Here is an 18,228-nt window from a genome sequence, read left to right on the forward strand (position 1 = left end):
CGTTGCGCTCCCTGAGTGAGACGTCCTGAGTGAGACGTCGGATCGGTCGGATCAGCTGGTGCGGGGGAAGCCGGAGATGCCGCGCCAGGCCAGGCGGGCGATGAGCTTCTCGGCGGTGTCCTTGGGGATGGCCCGGTGCTGCGACAGCCAGTACCGCGCGCTGACCTCGGCCATGCCGACCAGGCTCATGCCGAGCAGGTGCGCCTCGTCCGGCGGCGCGTCGGTGTCCTCGGCGATCACCTGGGCGATCATCTCGGCGCACTGCTGGTTGGTGCGCTCCACGCGGGCCCGCACCGGCGCCACGTTGCGCAGGTCCGACTCGAACACCAGGCGGTACGCCTCGCCCTCGCCGGCCACGAAGTCGTAGAACGCGGCGATCACCGCCTGCACGCGCTGCTTGTTGTCCGTGGTGGACTCCAGCGCGTCGCGCACCGTGCGCACGAGGGCCTCGGCGTGCTCGTCCAGCAGGGCCAGGTATAGCTCGAGCTTGCCCGGGAAGTGCTGGTACAGCACGGGCTTGCTGACGCCGGCGCGCTCGGCGATCTCGTCCATCGCCGCGGCGTGGTAGCCCTGGGCGACGAACACCTCCTGGGCCGCCCCGAGCAGCTGTCTGCGGCGCGCCAGCCGCGGCAGCCGCGTGCCGCGGGGGCGTGCGTCCGGGGTCGCGGTCACCACACTCTCCGATCACCGATCGTTGCGACGGCGGGGCGGCCCGCCCCGGAATCGTCGCCGGACGTTGATCCCATCATCGTACGCGCCGGTAACCACGGCGGTCACCACGACGCACGCACGATCGTACGCTCACTGGAACCTCCCGCTCGCTTCCATGATTCCCCATTTCCGGGGCGCCGCCCCGCCGCGCCGCGCGCTCCGGCCGGCGCGGCCCGAGCGGTCCCGCGCCGACGGAGCCGGCCCGGTTCAGCGGTATTCGTCCTCGTCGAACTCGACCTCGAGGCTCTGCTCGGTGGCGTCGGCCTCGTTGGCGTCCAGCGGCAGATGCGACGGCAGCACCGGCGCGTCCTCGTCCTCGCGGAGGGCCGCGCGCTGCTCGGCGGCGTCGGCCTCCGGCTCCTCGAAGCGCAGATCCGGCTCGGGGCCGTTGGTCTCGGTCATGGACGACTCCTCCCATCGATCCCCTGCGACATCCCCATCGCCGTCGCCATCGACATCGCCCGGTCGGACCTCGGCGTCACAGCCGTCCGGCCAGCTCGCGCAACGGCGCCTCCAGCGCCTCACCGAACGTCGGGAAGGCGTGCACGACGTCGGTGAGCACCCCGAGGGGCGTCTGCGCCCGGATGGCCAAGGCGATCTCGCTCATCCACTCCTCAGCGTAGAGCCCGACGGCGGCCGCGCCGATCAGCAGCCCGCGCGCACGGTCCGCGTACAGCTCGACACGGCCGCGGTCGTCGGCCTCGACCGCCGCGCGGGTGGTGGCCGCGAGGTCGTACCCGGCGGTGAGCAGGTCCATGCCGCGCTCCTCGGCCTGGGCGGGCGACAGGCCCACCGCGTAGACGGCCGGCGTGGTGTGCACGACGCGGGGGACGGCCCGGTAGTCGGCCTCGCGGCGCTTGCCGAGCACGTTGGAGACGACGACGCGGGCCTGGTAGCGGGCGGCGTGGGCGGTGCGCGCCACGCCCGTCACGTCGCCCGCGGCCCACACCCCGCCCTGCGGGGGCGTCTCCTGCTCGTCGTCGCCGAGCGCCACCGCGCAGGTCTCGTCCACCGGGAGCCCCTGGCCGGGCGCGACGGCGACGCCGAGCGTCTCCAGGCCGAGCCCGTCGACGCGGGGCCGCCGGCCGCACGCCAGGAGGATGCGGTCGGCCGCGAGCGCGCCGCCGTCCGCGAGCCACAGCCGCGCCCCCGCGCCCCCCTCGCCCCGCTCGACCCGCAGGACGTCGGCGCCGAGCCGCAGGTCGACGCCCATCCGGCGCAGCGCGTCGGCGAGGACCTCGCCGGTGAACGCCGCCTCGTCGGCCAGCAGCCGCCCGGCCGGCTCGACCAGCGTGACCTGCGAGCCGAACGCCGCGTACACCTGCGCCAGCTCGCAGCCGTCGGGGCCGCCGCCCAGCACCACCAGGCGGCGCGGCAGGTCCGGCACGGTGAGCGCCTCGTCGCTGGTCCAGACCGGGGCGTCGGCCAGGCCCGGCACGGCCGGGACGACCGGCTCGCTGCCGGTGCTGATCACCAGGTCGGTGCAGCGGTGCTCGACGCCGTCGACCTCGACCGTTCCAGGGCCCGTCACGCGGCCCCGGCCGCGCAGCACGGTCACGCCCTCCTCGGCCAGGCGCGCCACCGCGCGGTCGTCGTCCAGGTGCCCGGTGACCTCGTCGCGCCGCGCGATCGCCAGCTCCCACGTCTCGCCCCGCCGCGCCGACAGCAGCAGCGACTTGGACGGCACGCAGGCGAAGTACGGGGACTCGCCGCCGACCAGCCGGTTCTCCACCAAGGCGACGTCGCGCCCGCTCTGGGCCAGTTCGGTCGCGACGAGGCCGCCCGCGGTGCCGCCCCCGAGCACCACGACGTCGTAGCGATGGTTCCGATCCAACGTGCATCCCTCCACGCCCGGTCTGGATGGCCCCCGTCCGCATCCATGGTGGCGGAATCCGGTATCCCTGCGTGCCGGTTCGAACACATACGGCTCACGGCCGGGCCCTCCGGGCGCGGGCGGCGGGACCGCCGACGACGGGGCGAGGGCTCCGGAGCGGCTAAGGGAGCGGCTGGCGGCGCTCCAGGAGCGGGGCGAGCAGGTCCCCGTGCTTGTCGGCGCGTTTCAGGACCTCGTCGGGGGTGAACGCCAGGTCGTCGGGGGCGCGGGCGTCCTCCAGCTCGTCCCAGGTGACCGGCGCCGACACCGACGGCGCGGACGCGGCGCGCAGCGAGTACGGCGCGACGGTCGTCTTGGCCGGGTTGTTCTGGCTCCAGTCGACGAGCACCTTGCCCCGGCGCAGCCGCTTGTCCATCTTGCTGACCACCAGGTCGGGATGCGCGGACTCCAGGGTCTGCGCGGCCCGCTTGGCGTACGCGGACGTGCGGTCGTCCTCCTTGATCGGCACGTACAGGTGCACGCCCTTCTTGCCGCTGGTCTTGGGGTAGGACTCCAGCTCGTCGGCGGCGAGCAGGTCGCGCAGCAGGCACGCCACCCGGCAGGCGTCGATGATCGTGGCGGGCGGGCCGGGGTCGAGGTCGAACACCATCAGGTCGGGCGCGTGCCGCTTGCCGCGGGGCCCGACCTTCCACTGCGGCACGTGCAGCTCCAGCGCGGCCAGGTTGACGCACCACATCAGCGTGGGCAGGTCGTCGACCACGATGTAGTCGACGGTGTCGCGGCCGCGCGAACTGCCGGGCGAGGACACCGTGACCGTGCGGATCCACTCGGGCGTGTACGAGGGGGTGTTCTTTTCGAAGAACGACTCGCCGTCCACGCCGTCCGGGTACCTGATGCGGGTCAGCGGACGGTCCTTCAGATGCGGCAGCAGCACCGGGGCGACGCGCGCGTAGTAGTCGAGGACCTCCCCCTTGCTGAACGCGGGGTACAGGTTCTTGTCCAGGTTGGACAGCCGCAGCTCGCGGCCCTGCACGTGCACGCCGAGCTTCTTAGCGGTCACGGGTCACCTCAACGGGGTCCTTGTCGTGGCGCAGCCCGCGCCAGGACGGGAAGCGCAGCCGCCCGTCGCGCGTGCGCAGGCTGTAGGCCACCTCCCCGACGAGGCGCGGTTCAACCCACTGGGCGTCGCGGGCGATTTCGCGGGGGATCGGCTCGTCGTAGGGGCTGGTGGGGCGGCGCAGCGGCCACAGCGTCGCGTACAGGTCGTCGAGGGCCCGGTCGGAGAACCCGGTGCCGACGTGCCCGACGAAGCACAGCCGTCCCTTGGCGTCGTACTCGCCGAGCAGCAGCGACCCCAGACCGCCCGCGCGCCGGCCGCGGCCCGGCTTCCACCCGCAGACGATCACCTCGCGGGTCAGGTAGTGCTTGACCTTGCGCCAGGAGTCGACGCGGCGGCCCGGCCGGTAAGGGGAGTCGAGCCGCTTGGCCATCAGCCCTTCGAGCCGCTGCTCGCGGGTGAACTCCAGCAGTTCGGCGACCTGGGCGGTGTCGCCGCCGTGCAGGTACGGGGGCGCCTCGACGGGCCCGGCGGGGGTCAGGTCCAGCTCGGCCAGCAGGGCGCGCCGCTCGGCGTACGGCCGGTCGTACAGCACCCGCCCGTCCAGGAACAGCAGGTCGAACACCACGTACCGGACCGGCACCGCGCGGACCAGCCGGGGGTCGGGGCGGCTGACGTGCATGCGCCGCTGCAGGCGTTCGAAGCTGGGCCGGCCGCGGTCGAAGGCGACCACCTCGCCGTCCAGCACCACGTCGTGGTGCGGCACCAGGTCGGCCAGCCCGGTCAGCTCGGGGTAGCGGCCGATGAGCTCGGTGGCGCGCCGTCCGGTGGCCCGCACGCCGTCGGCGGAGACGTAGGCGATGACGCGGACGCCGTCCCACTTGATCTCCAGACCCCACCGGGCGGTGTCCTCGGGCAGGTCCCCGGTCTCGGCCATCATCGGCTGGACCGGCCACGGCATCGTCATATCGGGCTCTTACCCGTGCCCGCCCGGACGGAAAAGATTCACTCCCGATAGGGACGGCCGGTCACCGTGCGCCGGGAACGCGGGGTGACCCTCGGGTGCACCGCGGGGCTCTGGCGGAAACCGGGGCCGCTTGCGACGCTAGTGAGGAGATCTCGGGGTAAGGACTGGCCATGCGCAGTATCTGGAAGGGCGCCATCTCGTTCGGGCTGGTGACGATCCCGGTGAAGGTGTATTCGGCGACCGAGCAGCGGGACGTCGCCTTCCACCAGGTGCACCGCACCGACGGCGGGCGCATCCGGTACCGCCGGGTGTGCAGCATCGACGGCGAGGAGGTCCCCTACTCCGACATCGCCAAGGGGTACGAGCTGCCCAGCGGCGAGATCGTCGTGCTGACCGACGAGGACTTCGCCGACCTGCCGCTGTCCACCAGCCGCCGCATCGACGTGCTGCAGTTCGTGGCGGAGGAGGAGGTGGACCCCATCTACTTCGCCAAGTCGTACTACCTGGAGCCCGACGCCCACGGCACCAAGCCGTACGTGCTGCTGCGCGACGCCCTGGAGGCGTCGGGGCGGGTGGCGCTGGTGAAGGTGGCGCTGCGCCAGCGCGAGTCGCTGGCGACGCTGCGCGTGCGCGACGGCGTGTTCGTCCTGGAGACCATGCTGTGGCCGGACGAGATCCGCACCCCCGACTTCCCGTTCCTCGAGGAGGACATCGAGGTCCGCAAGCAGGAGCTGGCGATGGCGACCTCCCTCATCGAGACCATGGAGGGGGAGTTCGACCCGACCGAGTACAAGGACGCCTACCGGGAGGCGCTGCAAGCGGTCATCGAGGCCAAGGTGGAGGGCCGGGAGGTGACGCGGCCCGAGGAGGCGGCCGAGGAGGAGCCGGCCGCCGACCTGCTCAGCGCGCTGCGCGCCAGCGTCGAGGCGGCCAAGAAGAGCCGGGAGGGGAAGAAGGCCCCGGCGTCCCGGAAGAAGGCGGTCTCGGGACGCGCGGCCAAGGCGGCTTCTTCCAACAGCGCCCCGTCAAAGAGCGCCCCATCAAAGAGCGCCCCGTCAAAGAGCGCGTCCGGCAAGGCGGCGGGCAAGAAGACGGCGGCCAAGTCGCCGTCGCGGAGCCGCAAGAGCGCCTAGCCGCGACGGCGGACCCGGCCGCCGCCTCCGGACGCGCGTCCGGTCGGAAGAGGGTTCCTGTCGGAAGCGGGTCTCAGAACGGGACGTTGGTGCACACGAGCCGGTCGCCCGCGTCACCGGTCCGCCGGTCGGTCGGCTTGGCGTGGATCACGATGGATCCGGCCTGGCCCCGGGCGACCCGCCACGGCACCCGGGTCTCGCCGTACGCCGTGCGGTCGCGCCGCACCTTGAAGTCGAGCCAGATCTCCTTGGCGCGCAGCGGCGCGTTCCGCGCGGCCCGCGGGTTCTGGTAGTGCGGGCCCGCGTCGGCGGGCCTGCGGCCGCACCGGTTCTTGTGGACGTGCACGCCGAGCGCCTTGCCGACGGCCGACCGCGGGAACCCGGTCGCCCGGAAGCGCACGACGGTCGAGTTCCGGCCGTACGACACGTGCGCGCTGGTCCTCACCTTTCTGAAGGCGGGGTTCGCGTACACGTACGTCGGGCCTTGGACCCGGATGTCTCTCGGCTTCCCGCGGGCCTGGGCAGGGGCCGGAGCCGCCAGCAGGGCCAGCGCGGCCCCCGCCGCGGTGAGCGTGACGGCCGTGCGCCGCACCAGTGTCATGGGTCGTCCCCCTGTTCACCCTGAGTGGTCGTGACGTCACGAGGACGTCGCCAACAGGCCCGATGATGCCCGTGGAACCAAGATCAATGCATGCGCCCCACGCGGGCGAAGGCTCGTGTCGCATCCCTTTTGACCTGCACAAACGTCCTCTTTGCGATGCGGTGCCCGACACGTCCCCGCCCCGGCGCCGTCAGGTGCCGGCGGGCTCCAGGCGGCCCGCGGCGGGGGCCGGGGCGTCGTCCTCGCGGATGCCGTAGCGGCGGTAGACGCGGGCGAGCGGGCCGGGCGCCCACCAGTTGGCGCGTCCCAGCAGGCGCATGGCCGCGGGGACGAGCAGGCCCCGCACGATCGTGGCGTCGAGGAGCACCGCGGTGACCATCCCCACGCCGGTCATCTTGATGAACGAGATGCCGGAGGTGGAGAACGCCGCCATGACCACGATGAACAGCAGCGCCGCACCGGTGATCACGCCGGCGCTGCGCTGCAGGCCGGAGGCGACCGAGCCGGCGGTGTCGCCGGTGGCGTCGTAGCGCTCGCGGATCCGCGACAGCAGGAACACCTCGTAGTCCATGGTCAGCCCGAACAGCAGGGCCAGCATGAGGATCGGCATCGCGGGGGCGAGCGAGCCGGTGGCGGTGAAGTCGAGCACGCCGGACAGGTGCCCCTCCTGGAAGATCCACACGACGACGCCGAACGTGGCCGACAGCGACAGCGCGTTCGCCGCCATCGCCTTGACCGGCAGCACCACCGACCCGAACGCCAGGAACAGCAGGACGAACGTGGCGCCGCCGACCGTCGCCGCCAGCAGCGGCAGGCGCGCGCCCAGACCGGACAGCTGGTCGACCAGCTCGGCGGTCCGACCGCCGACGTACACCCGCGCGCCCGGCGGCGCCGGCACGTCCCGCACCCGCTCGACCAGCGCACGGGCCTCCGCCGACATCGGGTCGGCGGCGTAGCGCAGCGAGATCTTCGCGGTGGTCCCCGCGGCGCCGGTCACGGCGGCCTGCGTCACCCCGGGCACCTGGCCGAGGCGCTGCGCGTACGCCCGGGCGTCGACGCGCCCGGACACGATCACCTCGATGGGGGCGGTGGCGCCGCTCGGGAAGTCGCGTTGCAGCGTCTCGGCGACGACGCGCGCCTCCGTGCCCTCGGGCAGCACCTTGCCGTCGACGCCGCCCCAGCTGATGCCGAGGAACGGCGTGCCCAGCGACAGCAGCACCGCCATGGCCCCCACCAGGTACAGGACGGGGCGCCGCATGACGCTCTGGGCGAGCCGGTACCAGCCCCCGCGGGCGGCCGGGGCCGCCGTGGCGCGGCGGCGCCGGAACGACAGGGCGTTGACCCGAGGGCCGAGGACGGCGAGCAGCGCGGGCAGCACGGTCAGCGCGGCGGCCATGCAGACCACGACGGTGGCGACGCCGCCGTATCCCATCGACCGCAGGAAGGTCTGGGGGAAGAGCGTGAGCCCGGCCAGGGAGACCGCGACCGTGATCCCGGAGACGGCGACGGTGCGTCCGGCGGTGGCCATGGTCCGCGCCAGCGCCTCCTCGGTGCCGCGGCCCGCGGCGAGCTCCTCGCGGAACCGGCCGACGACGAACAGCCCGTAGTCGATGGCCAGGCCGAGGCCGAGGAACGTGGTGATGTTGACGGCGAAGATCGACACGTCCGTGCCCAGGGTGAGCAGCCGCAGGGCGGCGAACGAGCCGAGGATCGCCATGCCGCCGACGACCAGCGGCAGGCTCGCCGCCGCGACCCCGCCGAAGATCACCGTGAGCAGGATCAGCAGGACCGGCAGGGACAGCATCTCGGCGCGGGCGATGTCCCGGGAGACCCGGTCGTTGATGGCCGTCTCGGTGGCGACCTCGCCGCCGAGACGGGCCGTGCCCGCCGCGCCTCCCGGGTGGCGCAGGGCGTCCTCGATGTCGGCGAAGTTGTCGGCCCGTTCCTCGGGGTCGGCGCCCGCCAGCCGCAGCACGGCGTAGGTGGCGGTGCGGTCGCGGCTGACCAGGTCGGGCGACCCGGTGGACCAGTGCGTGACGACGCCCGTGACCTTGTCCGCGGGCAGGGCGGCCAAGGCGCCGGTCACCGCGGACCGGAAGCCCGGGTCGTCGATCGTGCGGCCCCGCGGCGCCGTGTAGAGGACGACCACGTCGGCCTGGTCGCGGCCGAGGTCGCGTTCCGCGATCCGCGCGGCGCGGGCGCTCTCGCTGTCGGGCGTGGTGAAGCCGCCCGCCGCGGTGAGCGCGCCGAAGACGCCCGTGCCCCAGACCGCCGCCGCGACCAGGGCGAGCACGCCCAGGGCCAGCACCGGTCGCCGGCGCCGGTGCACGAGCCGGCCCCATCGTTCCAGCATGCGATGTCCTCCCCCGTGACGATGCGTCACTGAAATGAACGCCGTTAACTAGTGAACGCCGTTAAGTTGGCATACACTGTTAACTGTCGTCAAGGGTGTTCATGCGACATCATCGGAGGGTCGGCGGACGCGGGCGGAGGGAGACGAGACGGTGGCTGAATCCCGGCGCGACCGGCTGCGCGCGGCGACGGTGGCGGAGATCTCGCAGATCGCCCGCCGCATCCTCGTGGAGCAGGGGCCGCAGGCGCTGACGCTGCGCGCCATCGCCCGGGAGATGGGCATGACCGCGCCGGCGCTCTACCGCTACTTCGACAGCCGCGAGCACCTGATCCGGTACGTCGTCGGCGCCCTGTTCCAAGACCTGACGGCCGAGCTGACCCGGGCCATCGGCGCCGCCGGGGACCTGGACGGCAAGTTCCTGGCCGCCGCCCGCGCCTTCCGCCGCTGGGCGTTGAAGCACCGGCGCGAGTACGAGCTGCTGTTCGGCGCGCCCGTGCCGGGCGTCGGGCACACCGAGGCGGTCGACCACGCCGAGCAGTGCGCCAAGGAGTTCGGGGGGACGTTCGCCGCCCTGTTCGCGGAGCTGTGGCAGGAGCGCCCCTTCCGCGTCCCGTCCGACGAGGAGATCCGCCCCGACCTGCGCGAGCAGCTGCGCCGCTACGGCGGCGAGATGCTGGGCGACGTCGGCCTGCCGCTCGGCGCCGTCCTGCGGTTCCTGCAGTGCTGGATCCGCCTCCAGGGCGGCGTCAGCCTGGAGGTCTTCGGCCACCTGGACTTCGCCCTGGACGATCCCGAGCCGATGTTCGAGCTGATGCTGGAGGAGATGGCGCTCATCCTCGGCCTGAAGTACAGCCCGCCGTCCGGCCGGTGACGAGGGGAGGCCGGTGACGAGGGGAGAACGCGAGCGGGGCGCGCCCGCAGGCGCGCCCCGCTCGGTGCGGCTCCGGCGCCGGGTGCGGTCGCGCACCTGGCGCGGGCTCAGTAGGAGGGCTCAGTAGGAGGGCAGGCTCGGGTCGATCTGGTTGACCCAGGCCACGATGCCGCCGCCGACGTGCACCGCGTCGGCGAAGCCGGCCTTCTTGACCACGGCCAGCGCCTCGGCGCTGCGCACGCCCGACTTGCAGTGCAGGACGATCTTCTTGTCCTGGGGCAGCTTCTCCAGGGCGTTGCCGTTGAGGAACTCGCCCTTGGGGATCAGCGTGGCGCCCGGGATGGAGACGATCTCGTACTCGTTGGGCTCGCGCACGTCCACCAGGAAGATGTCGTCGCCCCGGTCCAGCATCGCCTTCAGGTCGTGCACCGAGATGGTGGAGTCCTTGACGGCCTCGGCGGCCTCGTCGGACACCGCGCCGCAGAACGCCTGGTAGTCCTCCAGCAGCTCGGTCTGGGTCGGGTTCTTGCCGCACAGCGGGCACTCGGGGTCCTTGCGGACCTTGACCGAGCGGTACGTCATCTCCAGGGCGTCGTAGATCATCAGCCGGCCGACCAGCGGCTCGCCGATGCCCGTGATCAGCTTGATGGCCTCGTTGACCTGGATGGAGCCGATCGAGGCGCACAGCACGCCCAGCACCCCGCCCTCGGCGCAGGAGGGCACCATGCCGGGCGGCGGCGGCTCGGGGTACAGGCACCGGTAGCAGGGGCCGTGCTCGGCCCAGAACACCGCGGCCTGGCCGTCGAACCGGTAGATCGACCCCCACACGTACGGCTTGCCGAGCAGCACCGCCGCGTCGTTGACCATGTAGCGGGTGGCGAAGTTGTCCGTGCCGTCCAGGATCAGGTCGTACCCGGAGAAGATCTCCATGATGTTGTCGCGGTCCAGCGCGGTGTTGTGGACCACGACGTCGATCAGCGGGTTGATCTCGCGCACGGCGGCGGCGGCCGACTCGGCCTTGGGCTTGCCCAGGCTGGACTGCCGGTGGATCACCTGCCGCTGCAGGTTGGACTCGTCGACGACGTCGAAGTCGATGATGCCCAGGGTGCCCACGCCCGCGGCGGCCAGGTACATCAGGGCCGGGGAGCCGAGACCGCCCGCGCCCACGCACAGGACCTTGGCGTTCTTCAGGCGCTTCTGCCCGGCCATCCCCACGTCCGGGATGATCAGGTGTCGCGAGTAACGGTTGACCTCGTCGCGGGTGAGCTCCGCTGCGGGCTCGACCAGAGGTGGCAACGACACGGTGGGTGCTCCTGTGCTGACGCTCGGCTGTACCAGGGGTGGACGGCCGTCCGGGCGCCTCGCCGGGATCGCTGCCGCGACACCCCGCGGGAGCCCGTGCCGGGAACGTCCTCCCACGGCACAACCTTGCCATGCCCGTCCGAATTCCCGTAGCGCGCAGTACCCGGAACAAGCCGGGCCGTCGAAGACGCGGGATCGGCCCGCAGCCGGGTGCCGCGCATTCCTGGCGGTCCCCGGCCCCCGGGCCGGGGACCGCCTGCGCCGTCGGCGCATAGATCGGCGCATGGGGGGCAAAGTCCGCACGTTACGGACATCGGCCTCGAAGGAGGAACCGTGGGTTTCCTCGACAAGATGAAGAACAGGTTCCAGCGGACCAAGGGCCGCGCCAAGGAGGAGACCGGCCACCACACCCGGGACCCGTACCTGGAGTCGGAAGGCAAAAAGGACCGCGTCTCCGGTGACATGAAGCAGGTCGGCGAGAAGGCCAAGGAGGCCGCCAGGGAAGCCCGCCGCATGATGGGGCGGTGACGCCGCCGAGTAAAAAATCCGCTCCGCTCGTCGCGCGGCGCGAAGGCCGCGCGATCAGGCGTGCATCGCACGCGAAAGCCTTGTAGTGGGGGAGAAAGGGCCTCTCGGGTGAGAGGCCCTTTTCCCTGCTCACGGTCGTGCGTCAGGGCGCGGCCCCGGTAACGTCCGGGCAGAGCGCGGCAAAGCAGGGTTAATCTGTGCGTTTGTGGCGTTCCTGCCTCCCGTTGACCGGCCGCCCGCCCAGCCGAGCCCGCCGGCGGCCGCGCAGAGTGAAGCACCGGGGCGGCCGACGGTACTGGGCCTGCACGGCCGCCAATGGATGGTCGTCGCCGTGGTCGTGGCCGGCTGCTATCTGGCGGCGACCGCCGTCGCGCTCGTCGGCGCCTGGACCACGCTGAACCGCCCGCCGACCAACGCCGAGCTGCAGCGCGCGGCCGGCGCCGAGGTCGCCCGCCGGTGGCAGGCGTGGCCCGCGCAGCGGATCTTCCCCGAGCGGCTGCCGTACCGCGTGCGCGCCGGACGCAGCGAGTTCGCGTCCCGGCAGGGCATCTCCTCGGCGACCGAGTGCGACACGGCGGTGGACGAGGAGATCGCCGCGGTCCTGCGCCGCCACGGCTGCCGGGCCGTGCTGCGCGCCACCTACGCCGACCAGCTCGAGGGCGTGGTGGTGACGGTCGGCGTGGTCGCCTTCGACGACGCCTGGCGCGCCGACCGGGCGCTGCGCGAGCTGCCCGCGCCGCTGCCGGACCGTTCCCGCGGAGTGCGGCCGGCGCTGCGCGCCGCCGCGTTCCCCGGCACGGCCGCCGCCCGGTTCACCGACGGCGCCCGCCAGGACCGCAGCAGCGACCGCGGCGGCCCCTACGTCGTGCTCACCACGTCCGGGCACGCCGACGGCCGCCCCGCGGCCGCGGTCGCCAAGGACCGTCCCGGCGCGCCGTTCGCGCTCGCCCCCCAGCTCGGCCGCCACATCGCCAAGGCACTGTCCACCCAGGCCCTGCCCGACTGCTCGTCGCGCGAGTGGCGGTGCTGAGGCCGCCGACGGGACCCCTGCACCGATGACGTTCTTTCGGCGAACCGCGGCCGCCGTGCTCGCCGCGGCGGTGGGCGCGGGCCCGGCGCTGGCGCCGGGCGTCGCGCACGCGGACGAGATCCGCGACCGGCAGCGGCCGGTGATCGAGACGCTGGGGCTGGAGGAGGCCTGGAAGGTGACGCGCGGCCGCGGGGTGACCGTCGCCGTCGTCGACTCGGGCGTGGACCCGAACCAGCAGGACCTCGCCGGGGCGGTCGTCACCGGCCCCAACATGCTGGCCGAGGTGGACCGCGGCGCCCGGCCCGCCCGGCTGCACGGCACCGGCATGGCCTCGCTGATCGCCGGGCGCGGGCACGGCCCGGGCCGCCGGCACGGCGTGATCGGCGTCGCGCCCGAGGCGCGCATCCTGGCGATCCGCGCGATCGGCGAGCGGGAGGACCCCAGCTACGCCCGCTACCGCGCGTCGGAGGAGGCCGAGGACGCGGTGGCGCGCGCCGTCCGCTACGCCGCCGACCACGGCGCCGACGTGATCAACCTGTCGCTCGGCAAGCGGGACGAGAACCCGGCGGAGCGGGAGGCCATCGGGTACGCCATCGCCAAGGGCGTCGTGGTGGTGTCGGCCGTCGGCAACGACGGGGACAAGAAGCGGCTGCTGGACCGGGACGGATTCGCCCCGTACTCCTACCCGGCCGCCTACCCCGGCGTCATCGCGGTGGCCGCGACCAAGCCGGGCCACCGGCGCGCCGCGTTCTCCAACCGCAACTACTCGGTGCTGCTGTCGGCGCCGGGCACGGGCGTGCCCGTGGCGGCGCCGGGCGGCGACTACTACGTCACCGACGGCACCAGCGACTCCAGCGCGCTGGTCGCGGGCGTCGCGGCCCTGGTGCGCAGCCGCCATCCCCGGCTGCCCCCGGCGCTGGTCACGCAGGCGCTGCTGAACAGCACCCGCTACGGCCCGCCCGCCACCTACGACCCCGAGGTGGGGTTCGGCGAGGTCCACGCGGCCCGCGCGGTGCGCGCCGCGGACGCGCTGGTGGCGCCGCGCCGCACGGTCGGCCAGCCGCCGTGGCAGCGGTTCGGCGGCGACGAGCCCGGCCCGGTGGCGGTGATCGACCGCCCCGCCTGGGTGCGTCCGCTCATCCTGGTCATCGCGGTGCTGGGCGTGGCCGGCGCGGTGATCGCGGTCGGGATCGCGGTGGCCCTGGCCCGCCGCCATCCCAGGCAGCAGCGACCCGGCCCTCAGGCCACGTCGTCCGAAGGCTGGGAGACGTCGTCCGGAGGCTGGGAGACGTCGTCCGAAGGCTGGGAGAGCTGAGACGACCGTGCCCGAGGCGTCGGCGCACGAACGACGGACGCAGTGCACACTTGGCTGTGTCCGACCCCAGGAAGGACGGAGTCGCCCTTGACCTCCTCTGAGACGTCCGACGCGGCGCCCGACCCGCTGGACGACTACGCCGAGGCGGTGCTGGACGTGGTGGAGCGCATACCGCCCGGCCGAGTCCTGGCGTACGGGGACGTCGCCGAAATGCTGGGCGCGGGCGGTCCCCGGCAGGTCGGCCGCGTCATGGCCCTGTACGGAGGCGCCGTGCCCTGGTGGCGGGTGATCCGCGCCGACGGCAGCCCGCCGCCCGGCCACGAGGTGCGCGCGCTGGAGGAGTACCGCGTCGAAGGCACGCCGCTGCGCCCGGACGGCCGCCGGGTCGACATGCGCCGGGCCCGCTGGGACGGACGCGGGCACTCCGGCGCGCGGGACTGACATGGGGACCGAACGCCCGGAAGCGCCGCCCTGACACGTCCGTAACACGGACGTGCCCATTTTGGGGCGTTGTCGCGAAACGTCCGGTTCGTAGCATGTGCGGTGTGAGGGTCGCCGAGCTGCTCGAGGATCCGGAACTGCGGCTGCGCCCGCTGGCCTGCCTTGACCGGCTGGACCGCCCCGTGCGGCAGGTCTTCGTGACCGACCTGCCCGACCCCAGCCGCTACCTGGACGGCGGCGAGCTCGTCCTCACCGGGCTGATGTGGCGGCGCGGCCCCTACGACTCGGCGCCCTTCGTGGCCGCGCTGGCCGCCAAGCAGGTCGCCGCGCTGGGCGCGGGCGAGGCCGTCCTCCCCGTCCCCGACGACCTGGTGGCCGCCTGCGACCGCTACGGCCTGCCGCTGGTGGCCGTGCCCCGCGAGACGCCCCTGTCGCGGCTGATGGCGATCGTCGTGCGGCGCCTGGACGCCGAAGCGGGCGCCCTCGGGGACGCCCCCGCCACGCACGCCGCCCTGCTGGAGCGGCTGCCCGCCGACGCCCGCCGCGAGTTCCGCCGCCGCGTGCTCGGCGAGCTGATCCGCTACGACCGCCGCCACGGCAGCGAGCTGCTCGCCACGCTCGAGGCGTTCCTCGCCTGCTCGGGGTCGTGGACGGTCTGCGCGCGCCGCCTGAACCTGCACGTCAACACGCTGCGCTACCGCATCGGCCGCATCGAGGAGCTCACCGGCCGCGACCTGTCGTCCCTGGACGACCGCGTCGATCTGCTGCTGGCCCTGCGCGCCGAGTGACCATCGGGTCGCGGATCCCGGCGTTTCACCCGTTTCACACCGGACACGCAACCGTTCGAACGGCGATTCTGGTCAGACCCGCCCCGATGATCTGCTGGAATCGTCTGTTGTGCCGTCAGCGTCCTACCGCCTCGTCCGGCGCGCCAGTCCCACGCGCGCCGTCCCGCCCGTGCTCGACGAGCGGCAGCGCCGGGTGGTCGAGCACGCGGGCGGGCCGCTGCTGGTGCTGGCCGGTCCGGGCACCGGCAAGACGACCACCCTCGTGGAGGCGGTCGTCGACCGCATCGAGAACCGCGGCGTCGACCCCGAGCGGGTGCTGGTGCTCACGTTCAGCCGCAAGGCCGCCGAGGAGCTGCGCGAGCGCATCGCCGGACGGCTGCACCGCACCACGCGCACGCCGCTGGCGCTGACCTTCCACAGCTACGCCTACGCGCTGCTGCGCCGCGACGCCGTCGCGAACGACGAGCCGGCGCCGCGCCTGCTGTCGGGACCCGAGCAGCTGCTGGAGGTGCGGCGGCTGCTGGAGGGCGAGCTGGCGGACGGCGCGCGCGACTGGCCGGAGCGGCTGCGCCCCGCGCTGGCCACCCGCGGGTTCGCCGAGGAGCTGCGCGACTTCTGCCTGCGCGCCGCCGAACGCGGCTACGGCCCCGAGGACCTGATCGCGCTCGGCCGGACCCGGGGGCGCGACGACTGGACGGCGATCGGCCGGTTCATGCGGCGCTACGCCGACCGGTTCGCCGTCGACCCGGTGCCGACCTACGACTACGCCGAGCTGATCCAGGTCGCGGCGGCGCTGCTGGCCGACGAGGACGTGCGCGTCCGCGAGCGCGACGCCTACGACGCGGTGTTCGTCGACGAGTACCAGGACACCGACCCCGCCCAGGAGCACCTGCTGCGGCAGCTCGCCGGGGACGGGCGCGACCTGGTCGTCGTGGGCGACCCCGACCAGTCCATCTACGGGTTCCGCGGCGCGGACGTGCGCAACATCCTGCAGTTCCCGACCCGGTTCCCCACGGTCACCGGCGAGCCGGCCCCGGTCGTCGCGCTGCGCCGCTGCCGCCGCATGGGCCCGGAGATCCTGGCCGCGTCGCGCCGGATCGCGCGGCGCCTGCCCGCCGGTCCGCTGGCCGCCGAGCACCGCGACCTGGTGCCCGCGCAGGACGCCCGGGGCGACGACGGACCGGCCGACGAGGTGCGCGTCGTCATCGCCGACAGCGAGAGCCAGGAGGCGGCCCTGGTCGCCGACGAGCTGCGCCGCGCCCACCTGCTCGACGGGGTGCCGTGGTCGCGGATGGCGGTGCTGGTGCGCAGCGCCGTCCGCCAGGTGCCGGTGCTGCGGCGCGCGCTCGCCCAGGCCGGGGTGCCGGTCGTGGTGGCGGGCGACGAGGTGCCGCTGATCGCCGAGCCCGCCGTCCGGCCGATCCTGCTGCTGCTGCGCGCCGCCCTCAAGCGCGGGTTCCTGGACGAGCTCGTCGTCGAGGAGCTGCTCACCGGCCCCCTGGGACGCGCCGACGCCCTCGCCCTGCGCCGCCTCAAGCGCGCGCTGCGCGACCTGGAGGACCTGTCGGGCGGGCAGCGTCCGCTGAACGAGCTGCTGGTCGCGGCCGTGACCGACCCGCGCGAGCTGATCCCCGTCCACGAGAAGGTGCGCGCCCCGGCCGAACGCGTCGCGCACCTGATCCGGGTGGCCCGCGACACCGCCCGCGAGGGCGGCAGCGCCGAGGACGTGCTGTGGGCGGTGTGGCGGGAGAGCGGCCTGGCCGACGAGCTGCTGGAGCAGAGCGCCAAGGGCGGCCCCAAGGGCGCGGCCGCCGACCGCGACCTGGACGCCGTCGTCGCGCTGTTCGACCACGCCGCCCGGTTCGTCGACCGCATGCCGCAGGCCGGTCCGGAGCTGTTCGTCGACTCGATCGCGTCCCAGGAGATCGCCGGGGACACGCTCGCCGAGCAGGCCCCGCACGGCGAGGCGGTGCGGGTGCTGACCGCGCACCGCTCCAAGGGCCTGGAGTGGGACGTGGTCGTCGTCGCCGGGGTGCAGGAGGGCGTGTGGCCGGACCTGCGCCTGCGCGGCTCCCTGCTGGGCGTGGAGGAGCTGGTCGAGCAGGCCGCGGGCGGCGAGGTGCCCGGCGAGCAGGCCGCGGGCGCGTCCATGGCCGCCAAGATGCTGGACGAGGAGCGCCGCCTGTTCTACGTCGCGGTCACCCGGGCCCGCCGCCGCCTCGTCGTCACGGCGGTCGGCGGCGACGACACCGAGGAGCGCCCGTCGCGGTTCCTCAACGAGCTGTCGCCGGGCGCCGCCGAGCAGGCCCAGCTCGACGAGAAGACCCGCTGGCTGTCGCTGCCCGCGCTGGTCGCCGACCTGCGCTCGGTGGTGACCGACCCGACCCGCCCCCTCCCGCTGCGCCGCGCCGCCGCCGCGCACCTGGCCCGGCTGGCGCGCGCCGGGGTGCGCGGGGCCCGCCCCGACCAGTGGTACGCGATCACCGCGCTGTCCGACCCGGGGCCGGCGTTCGGCGACGACGAGCAGATCACCGTGTCGCCGTCGCAGGTGGAGACGTTCACCACCTGCGGCCTGCGCTGGCTGCTGGCCTCGGCGGTGGGCGCCCAGGAGGGCGGGCCCGGCGAGTTCAGCACCATGGGCAAGGTCATCCACGCGGTCGCCGAGATGGCCGGGGCCGACGACGGGATCACCGAGGTCGACGTCGCCAAGCGGCTCGACGAGATCTGGAACGAGCTGGACTTCCGCAGCGCCTGGTACTCCGACAAGCAGCGCGCGCAGGCCGCCGCCATGGTCGACAAGTTCCTGGCCTGGCACCGGGAGAACCCCAACGAGGTCGTCGCGCTGGAGGAGTCGTTCAAGGTCGACCTGGGCCGCGTGGTCATCAAGGGCCGCGTCGACCGGGCCGAGCGGGACGCCCAGGGCCGGGCCGTGATCATCGACATCAAGACCTCGTCCACCGCCGTCCCCAAGGAGGAGCTGGCGCGGCACCCGCAGCTCGGCGTCTACCAATACGCGGTGATGCTCGGCGCGTTCGAGCGGCACGGCCTGATCGAGCCGGGCGGCGCCAAGCTCGTCCAGGTCGGCAAGGCCGCCTTCGCCGCCCGCGCGCGCGAGCAGACGCAGCCCCCGCCCACCGAGGACCCCGAGCCCGACTGGCCGAAGAAGCTGGTCGACCTGGTCGCCGCCGGGATGGCCAGCGACGTGTTCCAGGCCCGCGCCAACGACAAGTGTCGGACCTGCCCGGTACGGTCCTGCTGCCCGGTGCACGAGGAGGGCGGGCAGGTGGGGCCGTGACG

The 18,228-nt window shown here is 73.8% G+C and carries 16 protein-coding genes; 8 read left to right on the forward strand and 8 right to left on the reverse strand.

Annotation, left to right across the window (positions count from 1 at the left end; translation table 11 throughout):
• Positions 1-51 precede the first annotated feature (51 nt).
• The 5 genes from AR3_RS15415 to ligD (AR3_RS15435) all read right to left on the reverse strand — a co-directional run bounded on the left by AR3_RS15415 (position 52) and on the right by ligD (AR3_RS15435) (position 4,569).
• Complete coding sequence (locus tag AR3_RS15415; protein WP_067914860.1) at positions 52-672, reverse strand: TetR/AcrR family transcriptional regulator; 621 nt, start codon at positions 670-672, stop codon at positions 52-54.
• Positions 673-918: 246 nt separating this feature from the next.
• On the reverse strand, positions 919-1,113 hold the full coding sequence (locus AR3_RS15420) for an Rv3202a family protein (RefSeq protein ID WP_067914809.1): 195 nt from the start codon (positions 1,111-1,113) through the stop codon (positions 919-921).
• Between the two features lie 76 nt (positions 1,114-1,189).
• Positions 1,190-2,545, reverse strand: a complete 1,356-nt coding sequence (locus AR3_RS15425; RefSeq protein WP_227022965.1) for a dihydrolipoyl dehydrogenase family protein — start codon at positions 2,543-2,545, stop codon at positions 1,190-1,192.
• A 160-nt stretch (positions 2,546-2,705) separates the two neighbouring features.
• Entirely contained in the window at positions 2,706-3,605 is a 900-nt protein-coding gene (gene ligD, locus AR3_RS15430) for a non-homologous end-joining DNA ligase (RefSeq protein ID WP_067914811.1), read from the reverse strand.
• Positions 3,595-4,569, reverse strand: coding sequence for a non-homologous end-joining DNA ligase (gene ligD / locus AR3_RS15435; RefSeq protein WP_067914813.1), 975 nt, complete (start codon positions 4,567-4,569; stop codon positions 3,595-3,597). Before ligD (AR3_RS15435) ends, ligD (AR3_RS15430) begins: the two co-directional genes overlap by 11 nt.
• A 170-nt stretch (positions 4,570-4,739) precedes the next feature.
• Here ligD (AR3_RS15435) and ku point away from each other — a divergent pair, with 170 nt between their 5' ends.
• Complete coding sequence (gene ku / locus AR3_RS15440; RefSeq protein WP_067914815.1) at positions 4,740-5,702, forward strand: non-homologous end joining protein Ku; 963 nt, start codon at positions 4,740-4,742, stop codon at positions 5,700-5,702.
• 73 nt (positions 5,703-5,775) lie between these two features.
• Here the strand turns inward: ku and AR3_RS15445 are convergent, their stop codons facing one another.
• Both AR3_RS15445 and AR3_RS15450 read right to left on the reverse strand, forming a co-directional pair.
• Positions 5,776-6,303: a superoxide dismutase family protein gene (locus AR3_RS15445; protein ID WP_067914817.1), complete on the reverse strand. Its 528-nt coding sequence runs from the start codon at positions 6,301-6,303 to the stop codon at positions 5,776-5,778.
• A 190-nt stretch (positions 6,304-6,493) separates the two neighbouring features.
• The gene (locus tag AR3_RS15450; RefSeq protein ID WP_067914819.1) at positions 6,494-8,656 is read right to left on the reverse strand and encodes an MMPL family transporter; all 2,163 of its coding nucleotides are present in this window, start codon (positions 8,654-8,656) and stop codon (positions 6,494-6,496) included.
• 151 nt (positions 8,657-8,807) lie between these two features.
• On the opposite strand from AR3_RS15450, the gene AR3_RS15455 reads away from it, so the two are divergent.
• Positions 8,808-9,527 (forward strand): TetR/AcrR family transcriptional regulator, encoded by a 720-nt coding sequence (locus AR3_RS15455; protein ID WP_067914822.1) that lies wholly within the window; start codon positions 8,808-8,810, stop codon positions 9,525-9,527.
• A 120-nt stretch (positions 9,528-9,647) separates the two neighbouring features.
• On the opposite strand, the gene moeZ is transcribed toward AR3_RS15455, so the two are convergent.
• Positions 9,648-10,829, reverse strand: coding sequence for an adenylyltransferase/sulfurtransferase MoeZ (gene moeZ, locus AR3_RS15460; protein ID WP_067914824.1), 1,182 nt, complete (start codon positions 10,827-10,829; stop codon positions 9,648-9,650).
• A 333-nt stretch (positions 10,830-11,162) separates the two neighbouring features.
• Here moeZ and AR3_RS15465 point away from each other — a divergent pair, with 333 nt between their 5' ends.
• The 6 genes from AR3_RS15465 to AR3_RS15490 all read left to right on the forward strand — a co-directional run bounded on the left by AR3_RS15465 (position 11,163) and on the right by AR3_RS15490 (position 18,226).
• Positions 11,163-11,357 (forward strand): CsbD family protein, encoded by a 195-nt coding sequence (locus AR3_RS15465; protein WP_067914826.1) that lies wholly within the window; start codon positions 11,163-11,165, stop codon positions 11,355-11,357.
• Positions 11,358-11,562: 205 nt separating this feature from the next.
• Positions 11,563-12,387, forward strand: a complete 825-nt coding sequence (locus AR3_RS15470) for a hypothetical protein (protein WP_227022966.1) — start codon at positions 11,563-11,565, stop codon at positions 12,385-12,387.
• Between the two features lie 25 nt (positions 12,388-12,412).
• Entirely contained in the window at positions 12,413-13,702 is a 1,290-nt protein-coding gene (locus AR3_RS15475; RefSeq protein ID WP_083951556.1) for a S8 family serine peptidase, read from the forward strand.
• Positions 13,703-13,789: 87 nt separating this feature from the next.
• The gene (locus tag AR3_RS15480) at positions 13,790-14,143 is read left to right on the forward strand and encodes an MGMT family protein (protein ID WP_067914830.1); all 354 of its coding nucleotides are present in this window, start codon (positions 13,790-13,792) and stop codon (positions 14,141-14,143) included.
• 95 nt (positions 14,144-14,238) lie between these two features.
• On the forward strand, positions 14,239-14,931 hold the full coding sequence (locus AR3_RS29710; protein ID WP_174545451.1) for a PucR family transcriptional regulator ligand-binding domain-containing protein: 693 nt from the start codon (positions 14,239-14,241) through the stop codon (positions 14,929-14,931).
• Positions 14,932-15,040: 109 nt separating this feature from the next.
• Positions 15,041-18,226, forward strand: a complete 3,186-nt coding sequence (locus AR3_RS15490) for an ATP-dependent helicase (RefSeq protein WP_067914832.1) — start codon at positions 15,041-15,043, stop codon at positions 18,224-18,226.
• Positions 18,227-18,228: the final 2 nt, after the last annotated feature.

Source organism: Actinomadura rubrobrunea NBRC 15275 (genome assembly GCF_001552235.1).
Classification (GTDB): domain Bacteria; phylum Actinomycetota; class Actinomycetes; order Streptosporangiales; family Streptosporangiaceae; genus Spirillospora; species Spirillospora viridilutea.